Source organism: Alcanivorax sp. REN37 (genome assembly GCF_041102775.1).
GTDB lineage: Bacteria > Pseudomonadota > Gammaproteobacteria > Pseudomonadales > Alcanivoracaceae > Isoalcanivorax > Isoalcanivorax beigongshangi.
In genome coordinates this window covers 157416-174279 of record NZ_JBGCUO010000001.1, presented here as the reverse complement: position 1 = coordinate 174279, position 16864 = coordinate 157416, and the positions used below count along the sequence as shown (strand labels likewise).

The window sequence follows — 16864 nt, the reverse complement described above, 5'->3', positions numbered from 1 at the left end:
CGGCTAGCGCTCTCCTGAACACTGCGCCGCCGGCCCACCGGGCTGCGGCGTGAGCAGCAGGGTGACCGGCTGCTCCCGTCCTTGTCGTGCTGCCGGCGCGAGCTGCCATTGCCCGAGCCGACGCTGCAACTGGCGATCGCGGTCCGGCACCCCAGTGCTGGCCAACAACTTCACCTGCCGGACGCGGCCGTCCGGATGCCACCACAACTGCAAGGCGGCGCGGTAATCCCCCGGCGCCAGCAGCGGCGTGGCGCAGAGCCAGCGGCGCAGGCCATCGGCCAGCGCGCGGTCATCCACCACCGGCGCCGCACTGGGCGCCAGCCGCCGCAACGTAAAGGCACGCTGACGCGAGTCGCTGAACGCCGCCTCCAGACCGCTGCCGGCCAGCAAATGAGCCAGCGCGTCTTGATCTTCAAACGCCCCGCGCAGCGCCGGTGCCTGCTGGCCGTCCACCCAAGGGCGCGGGTACAGCACCGCCATACCGGTGGCCGCGCTGAAGGCTTCCAATGCCTCATGCAGCGGCGCCGCAGGCAGATCAAACTGCCGCCGCTCCGCAGCCATCGCCATTGCCGCCGCCAGCACCAGCCAGCCGGTGCAGGCGATCCGTTGCCACCGCATGCGGCACTCCCGCTGAGCGCGCCCAGGCCACCTGTGCGCCGGATCACAATACTGGTGAGACCCGGTTACAGAGGCGTTACAAACACACCCCGGCGGCGGCCAACAGGGATTTTGCAAAGCTGTCACCGGCGCGGCGCGCCAGTTGGCCATACTGGTGTCCCGCTGTGTTTCGGAGTCCCGCCATGCGCCCCTTCACTGCCCTGCTGCTCATCGGCCTGCCGCTGATCAGTCACGCCGAAACAGCTACGGAGCTGCCGGTATGCGTCAGCATTGAGGTGGATGGCGTGCGCATTCCTGACTATCAGTGCCTGAGTGCAGCGATGGCGGCACCGGCAGCCTCTGGTCAACCCGGCGTTGCCCCTTGGAACCTGGATGGCACCGACCCTCAACGTGCGCCGCAGCAATGGGGCCTGTTCAATCAGTCCGCACTGCGGACCATGCTGGGCAATCAATTCGGCAAGGGCGTGGTACCGGAACGGCCGCCGCGCTAGTGAATTGGGGAAAGCAAAACGGGCCCGTGAGGGCCCGTTTTGGTGGGGCGGGGTGGATCAGCGGCCGGCTTTAGTAGAGCAACCAGCACCGTTGATTTCTGCCGGAGCTCCACTGTTGATGTAGGTCGCCATCACAGCGCTGTTCCAGTTGGCAGCCAGCGGGATCAGGGCGTGGGCACTGATATCCGCATCGTGGGTGCCGGTGTAGTGATCTTGGAAGAACGCACGGATAGAGGACGCTTCGCTAGGATCCGCGTAGCACTCATTCGCCAGCAGGAAGGTGAAGCCTGCGATGGAATAGCCCGCAGTCGGGTTGGCAAAGGTCTTACCCCAATTGATGGCTTGGAGACGATCAGTACCCTCCGGCGGCTCTACAGATTCCACGGTCATGATCACGTTCACTTCGGTCGGAAGGTAGAACTGCCCGTCATTCGGGTTTTGCAGTGCAGCAACCTGACTGGCATCGTTGACGTCGATGTAGGCCGGATCCGGGCTCACATAGCCAATGGCGCCAGGCGTGGCCTGAACAGAACCGGCGACGCCGCCGCTGCCGGTCGCTTGCACGAATACCGGGTTGGAAGGATCGATAGTGCTTTGGAAGTCATTGGTCACGTCCGGGAACTTGACTGAATCCACAGCCTTCAGGTGGCGCACGAAAATCTCGGTGGTGCCGCTGCCGCCGGTGCGGTACACCACTTTGAGGGCCAGGTCGGGGTAGGAGCTGTCCAGCTGGTTCCAGTTGGTGATCTCGCCTTTGAAGATGGAAACCAGCTGAGCGGAGGTCAGGTTCAAAGAAGACAGGCCCGGCACGTTGAACGGCACCGTCACCGAGGTGGCCGCCAGCGGTACTTGGATCAGCTTGCCCACGGTCGGCTCCAGATCAGTAGCAAAGTCCAGAGCTTCCGCTTCAGATACGACGGAGTCACTGCCCGCATACTTCACCGCGGTGCCCGCTGCATACGGCGGCAGACCGTTTTGCTGGCGCACGGCGTTGAAGTGGGTGGCATCGTTGCCGAAGAAGGCTTTCTTGCCGGTACCGCTGCCGGTGCCGGCGTAATCCCAACCGTAGCTCGGGTTGTATACCACCAGATCTTCAAACAGCGGTTGGGACAGCGTAGCACCGCCACCGATTACTGCAGCAGAAGCGACCGATGCACCGGCCAGAGCAGCAGCGGCCACACCGGCCACCAGAGCGTTCTTGATCAGATCCATGATGTTGCCCTCGTTGAGTGATTGGTTGAATGCGTGGTCATCGCCCACATCGGCAGCCTTGGTATCGGCCGGTGTCTGGCGCTGAACACCACCTTAGACGCCACTCATTGAAGAAGAATTAAAAAAACTCGGGTTCTTTTAATTTTCATAAAAAGTGGGAAATAACGCGCTCTTTAAATTAAAAATCCCCTGCTCCATCAAGAGCAGGGGATTTTTTAAACACGCCTATGAAGTTGACCTCCGGTTAACGCATCGCCGACACCTCTTCCGCCGTCAACAACGCCAAGGCCTGAGCCTGGAGGGTGGGGCCACCCAACACTTCTACCGCAGGGGGGGGCGCCGCCTGAGACAGCGGCGCTCCTCCAGGGGCCAAGTCCTCGTCCCCGTAGCCGAGCACATCTACACTGATCAAAGACTGTTGTTGGCTGCGCTCTCGCTGACGATTCACCGCCTCTGCTGCTTGGGCAGCCGCGCTTGATGCTGCGCTGGCTGCAGACAGCGCACCCACATCCACTGCCGCCAACACCGGCAATCCTTTGGCCTCCCCCTGTACCTCAATGTTGTCCGCGTTAAGTACCTGCAGCGCGGCGATATTGACGTTGCCGGACACGCGGATACCCGCTTCACCGGCATCAATGGTGCCGAGCGGAGCAATCAAATCCACGTCCCCCGGTTCGGTGCCCGGCACCGGACTCAAGGTGGCAATACCCGCTCCGCTGCTGGGCGCATTAGGAGCCAGCAACACATTGCCCCACTGGTCATACAGGCGACGGGGCGGCGTGAACAACTGCGTACCCTGAGCACCTCGGCCGGCGTTGATGTCGCCCAATTCGCTCCAGGCTTGGATGCTGCCGCCCAGCAACGTCATGATCCGGCTTTGTCCCAGCAGGATGGAGTCTCGGGAAAACAGGCGGATATCGCCCTGCCCCAGAGTAATTACCCCCGCGGTGCCCGGCGGATCGACGCCTTCCACGCCATAGGTTTGGGCACCAAACGGCGTATGGACATGGATATCCCCGCCATTGATCGTCCGGATGCCGGAGCCACCGAACATAATGACATCCGCAGAAAGAGCGCCGTCAGGTTCAGGGCGGTCGACATAAGCCATCTCAATAACACGGCGCCCACGCAAATAGCTGCCAACACGGCGACTGTCCGGATCATTGAACTCGCGCCCACTGAGCAGCAATTCGTTGAGCACGATTTGCCGAGCAAAGTCCTCACGCAGCCTCGCAGCAACCAGACCCAACTGTGCCAGCGCTTCGTCATCTGTCCCTTGGAACGCCGCATTTTCGCGCAGGAACTCCGCCCATTCCTTGCGGTAGCTCTTCACCACATAGCCAGGCTGGTCCGCCAGTGGCAGCTCAGGGTCGGCCAGCCATTGATCGTCCAAGTACTTGTCCAGCAGGGCATCGGCTGCAAGGGGAGCTTGATTCAAGCCTGCTACCATCTGGATGTCTGCACCCAAGCGCAAATCATTGGGCACCACCACCCCCAGGGATGTGAATTGACCCTGGTCCTTCAACAGGATGCTGCCACCCGCCAAGACGTTCAGCCGCCCGGGACCCGCCACGCGGAATGACGAAGAAAGGATGCGCCCTCCGGCTTCGATGGTACTGACGTCGTCGTTGCGGCTGTGACTGGCGAGACCATAAGCACCTCCCTCGTTATTAGTGACCGCATCGGGCTGACCCACTCCGATAATGTCTTTGCCGGCATACAGATGGACCGGCCCCCCGGCCGCGTACAGTGTGCGCCCCCCTGGGTCGCGGCGCACACTGCCAACATGGAAGTCCGTTAGGTATCCATCGAGGGCATAAGCCCAGAGCGGCATGGCACGGTCAGAGTCTGAGGCTGTGCTATAAGAACCGTAGGCATGGAGGTCATTTTTCCAGTTACCCGGCCCTAGTGACACGTTACCCGCATAGGCTGGACGGAAAATGGTTGCCAAAGCGTCTATGCTGGTATCGATCGGCAGCCAGCTGGATCCCCCACCCCAAATACTGTCCCGCGCCAGCAGCCGGATGGACGCTTGCTCTGAAGGCATAAAGTATTGCGACTTTCCTTGCTGGCGCTGCCCTGAAGAAAAAGCGCCGCCGATAAAAATGCTCTCGCCGCCGGCGAACAAATCGACCCGCGAAGGCAAATAGTAGTTTCCCACGCCCGCTGCGGTGCCAATTTCTCCTTCCTTGGGGGCACTGTTAACGCTATCACCGCCATTAAGTAAATGTGCGTTGAACCGCAGCCCCGCATTACCACCGGCTGACAATACGGTGACACCGGTACCCGGACTCCAACTGGTGAACCAAGACGGAGTGGAAGCAAGGTGGGTGCCACCAATCCTGGTGATGTCCGCAATGGTGTTAATCCAAGCATCTCTCTGAACAGCGAGGGAGGCCTGTGCGTCCCCTAATACCAAGTCCAACGCGCCAGATGCTGACACACGCTGAGGCCGCTGCCCTAAGCCAACCGCCCAGCCCGAAGGGGAAAGCAGAGTTGCGTCAGCGAGGCGCCCGTAACCGCTACTGCCCGCCTGCAGTTGTAGTGCGCCGCGCAATACCCCCAAACTACCCGCCCATGAAGACGTAGTGGGATTCACCCCGTAAAAACTCACAACATCCAGCGGATTGATATCCCCGGCGCGCATCCGTAGATCCCCTCCGCCTGCGGCGAGCATTTCACCCGCCACGTCACGGGCAGAAGAAGCCACCCAGAACTGGATACCCTGTGACACAAAACTGTTGGCATTTCGCCTCGGCGCCACCACACCGATACTGCCTGCGACCTCCACCGCCAGATTGCCGCCACCAAGCGTCCCTACACCCGTGAAGCCGACAAACCGGGGCGCCCGGTTGGCTGTTTGCCGATCCAGCGGGTCGGTGTGGAAGCTAGCCCCGACGTCCTCGTCTTGTCGGATGTAAGTCCCGTAGTTTATCCACCAAGCGCCAGGTATCGGCTGTTCCAAACCACCCTCACCGATCCCCTGTTGCCAGAGCCAAGCACCCGGCTTGACATAGTTAACGCTTCGAGGCGCGCTCACTTCATATCTCGGCGAGGCCATGAAACCTGTGAGGTTACCGCCTGCTCTGACCGTCAACTGCCCACCGTATTCCGGATACCACGCCTGCCATGGTGTTTGACTACCGCCAACCAAATGCTGGTAATCCCCACCCGCCACACCAGCGAGCTCGCTCTCTGCGCGCGGCTGGTTATACACAGCAGCCACCGGTAGTGGCGTTCCGGCGGTATAGACTCCATAAAGGGAGTCCATGCTGACATCCCCCCCCGCCACGAGATCCAACCGACCTGTGCCAGTCCGCACTACGCTCGGGATCAAACCAACGACCAGACGACGCTTGGCGAAAAGGTCTTGTGCGCACCAGCCGGGGTTCGCTTCACACTCAACCAGTTGCTCCGGCGCCACGTCCTCTCCAGGGGCCATCCCCATCCCATTACCCGCCTGCCAAAGGTACCGAGGTGTCTCGGCCAGACGTCGGGCCACTTGGTAATGGTGGTCTGAGAGCGTCAAGCGACCATGGCGGCGAGCCACTAATGGATCAACACTATCCAGATCACCGCCGGCTACCAAAGACAAATCCCAGGACTCAAAACCATTGGGCAACATGGCGGCCAGCGCCCAGTTGCGTCCCTGAGAGCCGTCCACCGGACTGCGCAAGTCGAACTCTTCGACGCCATCCGGCAATTTCACGTCAATCCCCGCCGGAATGAGAGAGCCGCGCTTAAGAGCCAGATCATGACTGGTCTCTAGCCGCCAAACTCTGTACTCAGCCAAATTGGTAGGGGCCGCTTGCGCGTTAGCACTGCCAAATGGCAGAGCGATACCTTTTGGCCAAGTCATCGCCGCCACCTGCACGGCGACGGGCAATACCGATCCTGCCCCCAGCCGACTGCCTGCCGGCAGCACTAAGGTGTCAGTCAGTAGCGTCCCGGCACTGTAGCGGGTGCCGTCGGGCAGTAGGATATCCGCAGCCAAAACCGTATTAGCAGGCCAGGTGGCTACCGCATCCAGTATTACTTCAGTTCCCAACGCGCCGCCCGCAGCCATCCAGAAGGCGGCCAACGGCACATCGTAGTTCAGTGTTTGCCCCGGTCGAAACGCGGTGCCTTGAGCAAGCACAATATCTGCAACCTGCAGGATCACGTCCGTCGAGTAGCGATCGACTCCAGCCCTGAGGAACCATCCGTTCTCGTCCGGAGACACCGGCGGTGCCATGAAACCATCGGTAATACTGCCCAGCACCTCCAGGTCGCCGCCGGCACGCAGCGTCAAGGCGCCGGCTTCGCCGGAGCCGTAGTCGCCAGTCATCGGGGTGTTGGGGTTCAAGCTGGCGTAGCGGTAGCGGGACAGGTCCAGATCGCCCTGAACTACCAGTTTGCCGTCGTCGGTGTCTGAGCGGATTTCCACCGCCGGGCGCAGGTGGAAGGCCTGTTCGCGGCCATCGCGCAAGCCGGCAAAGCGAGCGCGCAGGTCGTCGTTGCGCAGCGCGGCGTTGATGAACAAGGTGCTGTCTTGGTGCTTCTGGTCCAGGTACGCCTGGTTGATGATCTGCTCGCGGTCACCGTCGGCGTTGTCCCAGTCCACCGGTGCGTCGTCGTAGCTGCGCAACGCCAGCAGATCAATGCGGCGGGCGCCATCAACCTGGACTTGGCCACGGATATCCACCGCCACATCGCCGTCCGCATCCGCGCCGCGACGGGGGGCGATCAGTGTCAGAGTGCCGCGCTCGGCACCATCATGGGCGCCTTTGCCGGTGCGCGGTGCGTCCACGCCGTGGCGCAGATCAACACGGGCACCCTGCTCCATCACCAGCTCGCCATCGCCGCTGCTGAGCAACACCTGCGCACGGTTGACCGCATCGATGATCTGGCCATAAGAGTCCACCCGCAGGCGCGTGCCGTGGGCATCCAACACACCACGGCCGGTGACAGTGAGCCCATTGCGGGCGAACAGTTCGATGGTGCCGGTGAGCAGGCCTGATGCGTCGATCTTGCCATCCACCGTCAGCCTGCCGTTATCCAAGGCAATGCGCACTTCACGCGCTTTGACCTCATCGCTGACTACCAAGTCGCCTTGTTTTAGCTGGAAGCGACGGGCGCCGAACACCTGATCGTCATTGAGGCGCCAGTTCAACTCGGCAAAGTCTGCCAGCGTTTGGGCACGTACCGTCACTTCAGCACCGGCATAAGGCAGCCGGGTTCCTGCGGCGTCGTACTCGCCGCTGACCGCGCCACGGATGCGGCCGCGCAAATCCACATGGCCGTCTTGTTCGCCGAGCGCGGTGACCTTCAAGGTGCCACCTTGGCTGTTGGTGGCGCTGAGGTCGATGCTGCTGCCGGCGGCAGTGGTAATGCGGCCTTGTTCGCTTTCCAGCTCCACATCACCGCCCCAGGTGTATTGACGCTGATCGCGGTATTGCAGGGTGCGGCCGGCCACATCGATCACGGCATTATCGGTGAGCACCACATCGCCTTGGCCTTTAAGAGCCAACTTACCGGTGGGCAGCAGCACCTCGGTGTCGAGCGTGACGCGCTCGCCGGCAAACGACAGCGAGGCACCCAGGTCGCGGGTGAGATCGCGCTTGTCTTCAACCGCCTCAACACCTGTCGGCAGACCGGTGAGCAATACATCGCCGCCAGCCATCACCGACAGATCGGCCCCGGCGTTACCGGTAATGCGCGGGGTTTCAATGCGCAGGTTGCCGCCTTGATAGCGGTACCCCTCGCCTTCGACGTAGTCACCGCGAGATTGGTAGACCTTGAGTGTGCCGGTGTGGCCGGTGGTGAAGCGCTGGCGCGCTTGCAGTACCACCTCGGCAAAGCCGAGCAGGGTGCGGTCGCGGCTGTCGCGACTCACCTGAGAGGCATCCGGTCCGGGTCCCATTTCAATCACATCGGCGTTCACCACAAAGCGCCCTGAACCGTTGCCCGCACCACCCTCGACGACTTGCTCTGGCCGCTCCGCGGCAGCGACTCCACCATCCCAGGCCAAGTGTCGTGTGTTAAGAGTGAAGGTGTCGTCCGCTCCGCCAGCGCCAAGAATGGCTGGCGTTGACAGCATGAAGACATCCAGCAGGGATTTTCCTTGGCTGTCATAGGTGCTCAAGGTCACGTCGCCAAACAAGTTCATGCCTTGTGACGCGCCGAGTGTGAAGCTCTCCAGTGCCGGCGCTCCGCTGGACGTATCGCCTTGCAACAATCGCTCTAGGGTCTGTTGGTCGAAACTGAAGCCGTCTGGCAGCACACCGTTCGCTTGGGCTTCGGCCAACGCCTCTGCAGATCCCATGTTCACGTGGCCTAACGACAGGCCCAAGTGGCGAGTGCCGTAGCGCACACTGTCTGCCAGGCTCACATCTGATGCTGCCACAAAGCGCAGACTACCCTGGCTGTAGAGGCGCGCCTGCTCGCCAATCTGCAGGCGGGCGCTGCTGCCGCTTTTCACATCCACGCGCTGGACGCCATTGCTGACCACCAATGCCGCCCCATCTACCTCAAAGCGCACACCGGAAGCGGCATCCAGCACCGGGCGCTTACCGGAAAGGGTATCGACCACTACCCCCTGTTCTAGATTGACTCCAGCACCAGTACCGCCCGCAATTAACCACAGCTCGTTGCCGGTTAAGTGCACGTTCTCACGCACGTGAAGGGCGCCGGTTTGGGCAGTCACGTTAACCAAGTTGCCACTGGCTACCGTGCCGCCACCACTCAGCACGCCGCCTATCACCAAGCGCTCCATGTCCTCCGCCAGCGTCATCAACGAGTCCGCTGATAACGAGGCGCCTACAAAATCTTCGCTGCGCCCTGCCCCGGACTGCACAATTTCCATTTCACCGGTGCGAGCCGCGACAATCTCAAGGGTTGAGCCAATGCCGCCTTCCGCAGCGCCGGCCCGCAACGTACCTGCGTAGTCCAGAGACTCGCCTTGATCGCTACCGGTGTTGAAGTTGAGACGCAACGTACCGCCGTCGGCAGGCAGCCGACCGCGCAGCACGCCATCAGATAACGCGGTAGCCAATTGATACTCGCTGTAGGAGGTCTCGTTATAGCCAGCGTAGCGACGCAGGTTAGCGGCGGAGGTAATCAAGGCTTGGCGGGGCGCCACATCGCCAATATTGGTGCCGGCCACCTGCGTTAGGACGGGCGCGGAGAAAGAACCATTGGTCAGTGACTGGACGCGATCGCCGGGCAAAGCATCGCCATTAAACTCAATGCGGAACGCTCCCGGCAGCAAGGCGTAGGTGGAAGGCATCAAGGTGTAAACACCGGCAGGCAGCCCAGGCACACCGCTTTCAATGACCACCTGACGCCCGACGTCCGGCAGTCCAGCACCCTGCTCTGGATCAATAGGGGCATAAGCGGACTGGTAGCCTGGCACCAAAGCATAAACCGGGTTAGTCGCCAAACCCGGGAGCCTGAATCCATCCGTACCGATTTGAATTAACGGTGCGAGGCGAGCATCGGTGGAACCACCTCGACCTGGCAGGAACCCGGCGCCGGCCAACTCCCCGCCGCCGCTGACATCAATTATCGCGTCTTGCTCCACTTGCTGGTGATTACCGATGATGTCTACCCGGTTTTGGCTACCGCCAAACAGAGCGTCCGGATTTTTCTCAACGCCTCCATACCACCACACCTCACCGTCCACGGTGCCGCCATAGGGCATCACCAGCCCAGCGCTGCTGGTTGATGTCAGACTGCCACGCTCCAGCACCACAGAAGAGGTATGGGCACCTCCCATACTGACGTGACCTAGCGGTGCATAAAGGGCACCACCTTGGCGGATGTACTCCGCTGACAGATTCAATGAACCAAAAACTGAATAGGGCTTCTGTTCACGGAGCAAGCCTGCCACAGACTTTATTTCTAAAGAGCTGCCAGGAACCGAGACCGCCCCCTCACGCCCCGCAACAACTGTAACCTGCACATGCGTGGCTGGATAAACGCGCTGACTTTCTAGGAAAATGTCCCCGGCAGTATAGAACCCAGCCGTTCTCAAAGACGATTGACCATTACCTGCATTAAAGCCCAAGAAACGGATATCCCCGGAGCTGCGGATGCTGACGGCGTCAAACCCTTTCAGCTCCGCCTTCTCACGTTCGACAATGATCTGATTCCCAGCAGTAGGAGCATTGCCCAGAGCGACGTGACCTGCCAAATCTACGTGATCTGCTTTGATCACCAAGTCACCGGCCGCCTTCGACAGACCAGGCGTATTGCTCCCAGTATTAAGCTGATAGCTAGGAGCAATAGCGCCGTTAGCGATCTCGGTGGGGAAAGAAATTCCCCCAAGCATTACATAAGGCGCCCGCACCGCCCATCGATGACCTGCACCGGCATCAACTCCAGAAGCCCAGCCATACCCTCCAGCAAAAAGTCGAATAGCACGGCCCAGCGACATTTCCAATGAACCCAGCGCTTGGATCCCACCCTCACTGTGAATCGTCAACTCATCGAATTCACCCGCCGCTACTTTTTCCATCGACAGTGACGCCGAGCCGGACTCCGCTTCTGGTCGCTCAGCTTCGGTATTGGTGAGAATAATCTGACGAATGCGGAACAGCCCTTCATCCATCTGCCATACGGCACCTTGATTAATTGGGTAGGTGGCAATGCCCATTGCCACAGACAAGCGTCCGCCACTGGCGCCCTCTCCGCCGGAAGCCGCCAGCAGCTCTCCCTCCAAATCCAGTTGTCGGCGGCTGGCAAGGCTGATGCTGCCACCATCGGTGGCACGGCGCGTGCGACCCAACGCTTCGATATCGAACTCTGCCTCGCTGCCGGAGGCTTTTAACGAAGCACCTGACTCCAGTACTACCGCCCCCTGTCCATTAGTGGCCGGCAGCAACATATTCAGCCTGCCCGTTGCGTCATCGACATCACCTCCAAGCCGGATGCGCCCACCGGCGCCCACCCAACCCAATCGACGATCAGAACGCTCTTCAAGCCAGGCTCTACCTGACACATCCAGCACCGCTCCATCACGGACCACGATGCCATGGCCGGCTAATTCGGTAATATTGGCCGCCGCAACATCGACGCTGCCACTATGAGCCTGAATGCGACCACGGATATCTACTGTGTCGCCCGTAAGTGCTATCTGCTGGCCATCATCCACCCGTAGCTCTGCGCCCTGATCAACACGTAGTTGTGCGGTCGGGTTGAAGCTGCCCGTAGCGCCCGTGGTCAGAGAAAGTCCAGCACCTGCACGCTGCTCAAGGGCGGATGCGTCACCGTTCACCGTGAACTGGTCGGGCAACCAGACATCTGCCGTGCTTGATCCCGGCGCCGCCCGCAAGACGGGCATAACCACTTCCAGCAATGTGCCCGCGGCCACCGTCAAGCCATCTCGGCCACCCACTTGGTAGTGGGAGAAACCTTTAGAGAATTGATCCGTACCCAAGCGCTGCTGCGCTTGGACAGCGAAATCCACGGAGGCTATTTCACCAGCCTTCAGCAAAGTGCCGGCCGCAGCCGTCGCGACTCCGCCCAAGGCAGCCACCATAGACGCCGACAACATCGACCCCGCAGGAACCACTTGGCTATAGGGAGCCAGCACCGGAATACCACTGGGAAAAACGTTGGCGGGGATGCGAGCGCCCACCCCGAGCAAAGCGACCAAACCACTCCGGTTAGTGATGGTGCTGCCTGCAGGAATCACGTCCCCCGGCCGTACACTGCCACTGGTGCCACCCAGTGCAAAGATAGCGTTGGTACCCATCCCCGGGGTACCTCTCGGAGGCACGGTCCAGCTCTCAGCCAACACTAATGGTTTGGCCGGTGAGACGTCGTAATTAACGCGCACTGGGACCACCTGCCCACCGTCCACATGGGTCCGCTGCAGTGTCACCTCGAACGGCAGCCGCTGCCCTTCCTTCACTTCTACGGTGATGTCCCGCTGCAAACGGAAGCCGGTACCGATTTCCTCCCCGGCTTCAATGATCCCCTCCGCGCCGGCGCTATCATCATCAGAAATCACCACCCCACGACTTGAAATCAACGTCAACGTGCCGCCACCGTCCACGCCGTAGCCTTCGATCTCGCCGTTCAGTTCCAGATCACCGCCCAGCTCGATATGCCCGAAGGTGACATTGCCGCCGCGGCCACCCAGCCGCTTGCCGTTCTCGCCAAAGCCACCGCCGGAGGACACCGTGATCAAACTGCCATCCGCCAGCTTTGTGTCACCGCTGCTGCGCAGCAACACATCGCCACCATCGCGGTATGCGAGCTGCTTGGTATCGCCGCCGGTGCTCAGCACCACCCAGCGACCCGAGGCATCCAGCACCACGTTTTCGGCCACTTCGATGCCCACCGGATTCTCACCGCGGGCGCGCAGTAGATGGTCGCCCATGGTGACGGTGTCGTTGAGGACCGTCGGTTGGCGGCTGATATTGCCCGCTTCAATGCGCCCACTGCGCGCCACCAAGTCGGCGTTGATGCGTACATGGGGAGACAGCAGCTGGATGCTGCCGCCGTCGGCCACTGACACTTTCTGTTCCACGCTGACGCTGTCGAGACCGGCCACGCGCAGGCGGCTCAAACCTTGGGCGTCGAGCCAATCGCCGTTGAGGTGGATGCCGCTGTCGCGGGCATCGCCCCCCAAGGTCACTTGGTCGGTCACGGCGCTGAAGCGATCCACCAACCGACCGCTGCTCTTGTCGTAGAACTGCTCGAGCTTGCCAATGATCAACTCGGCACCGCGGGCAATGGCGTTCTGCGACTGATAGAAACTTTCCAGGCCGGCTTGGCCGCGACGGATCTGGCGATCACCTTGGTACACCTCGCCGATCAGGTCGCCGGCCAGGGAGGCGGTTTCGGTACCGACCATCATCTGGCCCGCGTCGCGGCCGATGGTGTAGCCGTTCTCCAGCACCCGCTGTGACGCCACCATCGGATTCCAGTAATAGTCGGTATGACCCCAGCGCTCGCTGCGGCGCTCGAAGCCTTGGTACAGGCCGGTGTAGAGCACGTCGCCGGGGGCGGTGGCAACGTCGTAGAGCTTGCCGTCGGCACCTTTCACATAGGACTTGTAGACGTAGCCGGTCTGCACCTGCAGGGTGCCGCCGGACAGGTTGATGCGAGAACCTTGCTCGGTGACCAGATCCTTGCCGCTGACCCGCAGGCTGCCGCCCTGCGACAACCACTCACCGATACCACGCCCCAGGTTGGCCACATGACCACCTACTTCCAACAGGCCGCCGGCGGTGTACCAACGGTCGCCGTCGTAGCCGTTGGTGCCCGACGGCACGAAAATCAGATCGCGCAGATCAATCCACACGCGCTTGCTGTTGAGATTTTTTTCGTCGCGGTTGACCGGTGATTCGCGCTGCTCAAAGCCCTGTACGTTGATGCGGATGCTGTTCGATTCCATCGACACCACCACACCGGTAGCGCCGGACACGTCCAGCACTGCGCCATCGCGGATCTGGGTGCGGGGCGCGTCCACTGTGATGTGGCCGCCGGTCGCCAGCGTGGTGCTGCCACCTTCGAAATTCACTTCACCACCGCTGACAACTTCCACCCGCGACAGGGCCCCGTGGGTACGGGCACCGCTATAAAGGTCGAAGTCGCCAGTGTTATTCACTTGATTGGGACCCTGACCAACAAGGTTGGTGAGCCCGGCGTCTTTCTGTGCATCCAAACCGGTAACATCGCTGTCCTCCACCAGAATGGCGGTGACACTGTCTTTGCCGAAGGTGATGCTGCCCTCGTTGTCGCGGGCGCTGTTGAGCAGGTGCACGGTGCCGCGATTGTCCACCGAGGTCGAACTGACGATGACGCCGTCCTGGCGCAGCTGATGCCCTGCCAAGGTGATGTCGCCGGTGGAGGCTTGCAGGATGCCGCTGTTGGTCACCAAGCCGCTGTCGCTGCCGGCAGCGCGGCGCACGCCCACTTCGTTGCCACGGGTGCTGGAGCCCGGGTTGCTGTCGGTGCTGTAACCGCGGCGGATGACGAATTCATCCCCGGCGGCCAGCGTGACCTGACCATTGGCGGTCACGATCCGGCCGGCGTTGTGCACTTCACGCCCAAGCAGCATCACGTAGCCGCCCGCTTCCGTGGCTTTTTCGGCTTTGTGGGTAGTGATCTCAGCGCCGGCCTCAACCACCACTTTGCCGCCGGCGGCGGTGAAGCTGGGGGTGTATTGGTTGTTGCTTTCGCTCGCGTAGATGCCGCGCTCGCTGAACTGCTCGTCACTGATCTGCGTCGCCGCCGCGACCAAATTGCGCACGTTGACTTGTGAGGTGCCGGTGAAGATCACACCGTTGCGGTTGACGATCATCACAGTGCCGTCGCCCTTCACCTGACCAAGGATCTGCGACGGTCGCGACTGGGCATCATTGACGCGGTTGAGCACCGCCCAGTCCCGTTCCTGCTCAAAGTTCACCGTGGTGTCGCGGCCGACGTTGAAGGTTTCCCAGTTCAGGATCGCCTTGTCGTCGGTCTGGGTAATGGTGACCTCGGTTCTGCCATCCTTGATGGTTTGCACCGGCGCCTTGGCATTGCGCCAAGCTTCTTCAAATGGCAGCGAACGGTCAATTTGCAGGCCGCCTTCGCCCAAGCCATCGGGGATGTCGATGGCGGAGTCATAGGCGGCACGGCGCGACGCTGCATGACGGGCCTGCGCAGCAGCAATATTGGACAGCGTGTTGCCGAGGTTGCGCATGCTTTCACGCAATTGAGCATCCGGCGTCGGCATCGGCGGCCGCGGCACGCCAGTACCCGGCGGCAGCCCACCAGGATAGCCCGCACCAGCACTGCCGCCCTGACTGGGCGGCGCGGTACCACCATGCATCCAGCCCGGCATCGCCGCCAAGGCGCCTTGACTAAGCATGGCCAGTGCCACGGCCTGCGCCAACGGACGCAGCAGGAAACGGTGGGTGCGGGACACCCGCAGGGTTCGCGGAAACAGGGTACGAGCCGCCATTAGCTGTTCAACTCCGGTTGCGGGCCGCCAAGGCAGCCGCGGATTCAGGTCCTTGAGGGAAGGGACGGTCCATACCTGAAGGCACCGAAGCGAGCGCCAGGGAGTTTCACGGAAGATTCATTTGCCATGGCGCGAACGCGCCGAACCGGACGAACTAGTTGCCTGGCACGCCGCCGTGCAGCTGGCGCAACCGATGGGCCAGCAGCGGGGTTTGCTGCACGTCCGCCCAGCCCTGCTGCAGAGCAGCTGCCAACTGTCCGGCGGGCCAGGGGCGCTGATTCATGGGCAGCGACACAAACCAGCGGTACATCAAGTTGTAGCCGAGAACATCGTGCAAGCGCTGCCCGTCGGTGTCATGACCGTCGTAGCGCGCCAACACCAATAAGCGCGCCCGCAGCGACGCCGGCAGCTCGCCGTCGGGCAGGTGCTCGGCCAGTTGCTCAAGCAAGCCGTCCTGATCCAACTGATGGCTGAGGGCATAGAGCGGATGGTCCAGCGGCAGATAGTCTTCAAGGCACTGCTGGCGCTGCTGGCACCACAGCTCCTGCGACACGATCCACACCCAAGGCGCGCCATACCGGTGTACCGCCACCGGCGCCCGGCGGGCGTTCTCGACGATGCGCGACAAATGCTTGTCGAGCTCCTGCATGCCGACGCGAGTAGTGCGTTCCATGTATCCCGCCTTTCCAGAAGCCGCTGGTCAGAGAAGACGGTTGAAGCGAGCTAGCACCGAAGCTGTTCTACATGTTTCTTGGCTTGCCCCAGTTATTCTCAAAGACGAGTCGTCCTATCTGTTTGCTAACAAAAGGGATTTTATTTGCCAAGATGAAATATTCCATTAACACAACTATGCTTTCCAGAACGATAGGGCTGGGGACACGAACAGTCCTTGCAAGCACAAGTAGGCGACAGGGATACATCAATATTGGAAAAGCAGTGGTCTTTACAAGAGCTTGGTGCCGCCGTGGACGCCTATATCGACATGCTGCAGCACCAACAAAGCGGGCAACCATTCGTTAAGAAGGATTACTACAGAGCACTGTCGAAAGAATATGGTCGAACAGTCAAATCCTATGAATACCGGATGCAAAACATTTCTTATATTTATGCACTGCAAGGACGAAGCTGGATTACCGGTCTGCGGTCAGCACGGAATGTCGGTACCAATGTCATTCAGACACTGGAAACGCTAATTGCAGAGCGAGAAGGACAGCATATAGCGGCAAGCGCTTCCTTTAACGCCAACGTGGTACAGCTTGTTGCCTGCGCATAACAGCAAGCGGTACCGAAAGGCAATATTTCGCCAGCCATCGTCCAGTCTTCAGTTACTCAGTTTGTTAGAGACCCAAGCGTAGTGGCTTGGGTCCTCCACCAAGCGAAAGGACAATGTGAAAGCTGTCTAGCACCCGCCCCATTTCTCCGCGAAGACGGCTCTGCCTACCTAGAAGTACATCATGTCCAGCGCCTTATAGATGGGGGTGCAGACACCGTAGAAAATGCGATTGCCGTCTGCCCAAATTGCCATCGACAACTCCACTATGGTGCGGACAAGAAAGCGCTCGCCGAAGCGATTCGCCAACGAATCGAACGACTAGGAAAGTAA

7 protein-coding genes are annotated in these 16864 nt (G+C 60.9%); 3 read left to right on the top strand and 4 right to left on the bottom strand.

The annotated features are described in order from the left end of the window. Window positions 1-3: 3 nt before the first annotated feature. Window positions 4-618 carry a TonB-dependent outer membrane receptor gene (locus tag AB5I84_RS00755; RefSeq protein ID WP_369453918.1) on the bottom strand — a complete coding sequence of 205 codons (615 nt, stop codon included), beginning with the start codon at window positions 616-618 and terminating at the stop codon, window positions 4-6. Window positions 619-800: 182 nt separating this feature from the next. Between AB5I84_RS00755 and AB5I84_RS00750 the strand changes: the two genes are divergently transcribed. Beyond that, the gene (locus AB5I84_RS00750) at window positions 801-1109 is read left to right on the top strand and encodes a hypothetical protein (protein ID WP_369453917.1); all 309 of its coding nucleotides are present in this window, start codon (window positions 801-803) and stop codon (window positions 1107-1109) included. Between the two features lie 57 nt (window positions 1110-1166). Here the strand turns inward: AB5I84_RS00750 and AB5I84_RS00745 are convergent, their stop codons facing one another. The 3 genes from AB5I84_RS00745 to AB5I84_RS00735 all read right to left on the bottom strand — a co-directional run bounded on the left by AB5I84_RS00745 (window position 1167) and on the right by AB5I84_RS00735 (window position 15934). Continuing rightward, window positions 1167-2321 carry a substrate-binding domain-containing protein gene (locus AB5I84_RS00745; protein ID WP_369453916.1) on the bottom strand — a complete coding sequence of 385 codons (1155 nt, stop codon included), beginning with the start codon at window positions 2319-2321 and terminating at the stop codon, window positions 1167-1169. Between the two features lie 244 nt (window positions 2322-2565). Further along, entirely contained in the window at window positions 2566-15261 is a 12696-nt protein-coding gene (locus AB5I84_RS00740) for a filamentous hemagglutinin family protein (RefSeq protein WP_369453915.1), read from the bottom strand. 154 nt (window positions 15262-15415) lie between these two features. Next, window positions 15416-15934 (bottom strand): transposase, encoded by a 519-nt coding sequence (locus AB5I84_RS00735; RefSeq protein WP_369453914.1) that lies wholly within the window; start codon window positions 15932-15934, stop codon window positions 15416-15418. Between the two features lie 216 nt (window positions 15935-16150). Between AB5I84_RS00735 and AB5I84_RS00730 the strand changes: the two genes are divergently transcribed. Beyond that, window positions 16151-16534, top strand: coding sequence for a hypothetical protein (locus AB5I84_RS00730; RefSeq protein WP_369453913.1), 384 nt, complete (start codon window positions 16151-16153; stop codon window positions 16532-16534). 81 nt (window positions 16535-16615) lie between these two features. After that, the gene (locus AB5I84_RS00725; protein ID WP_369453912.1) at window positions 16616-16864 is read left to right on the top strand and encodes an HNH endonuclease; all 249 of its coding nucleotides are present in this window, start codon (window positions 16616-16618) and stop codon (window positions 16862-16864) included.

What these genes read in the sequence shown, in the direction of transcription:
- AB5I84_RS00740 (WP_369453915.1), bottom strand. Translation starts at nt 15,261, where the DNA reads ATGGCGGCTCGTACCCTGTTTCCGCGAACCCTGCGGGTGTCCCGCACC.
- AB5I84_RS00750 (WP_369453917.1), top strand. Translation starts at nt 801, where the DNA reads ATGCGCCCCTTCACTGCCCTGCTGCTCATCGGCCTGCCGCTGATCAGT.
- AB5I84_RS00735 (WP_369453914.1), bottom strand. Translation starts at nt 15,934, where the DNA reads ATGGAACGCACTACTCGCGTCGGCATGCAGGAGCTCGACAAGCATTTG.
- AB5I84_RS00755 (WP_369453918.1), bottom strand. Translation starts at nt 618, where the DNA reads ATGCGGTGGCAACGGATCGCCTGCACCGGCTGGCTGGTGCTGGCGGCG.
- AB5I84_RS00745 (WP_369453916.1), bottom strand. Translation starts at nt 2,321, where the DNA reads ATGGATCTGATCAAGAACGCTCTGGTGGCCGGTGTGGCCGCTGCTGCT.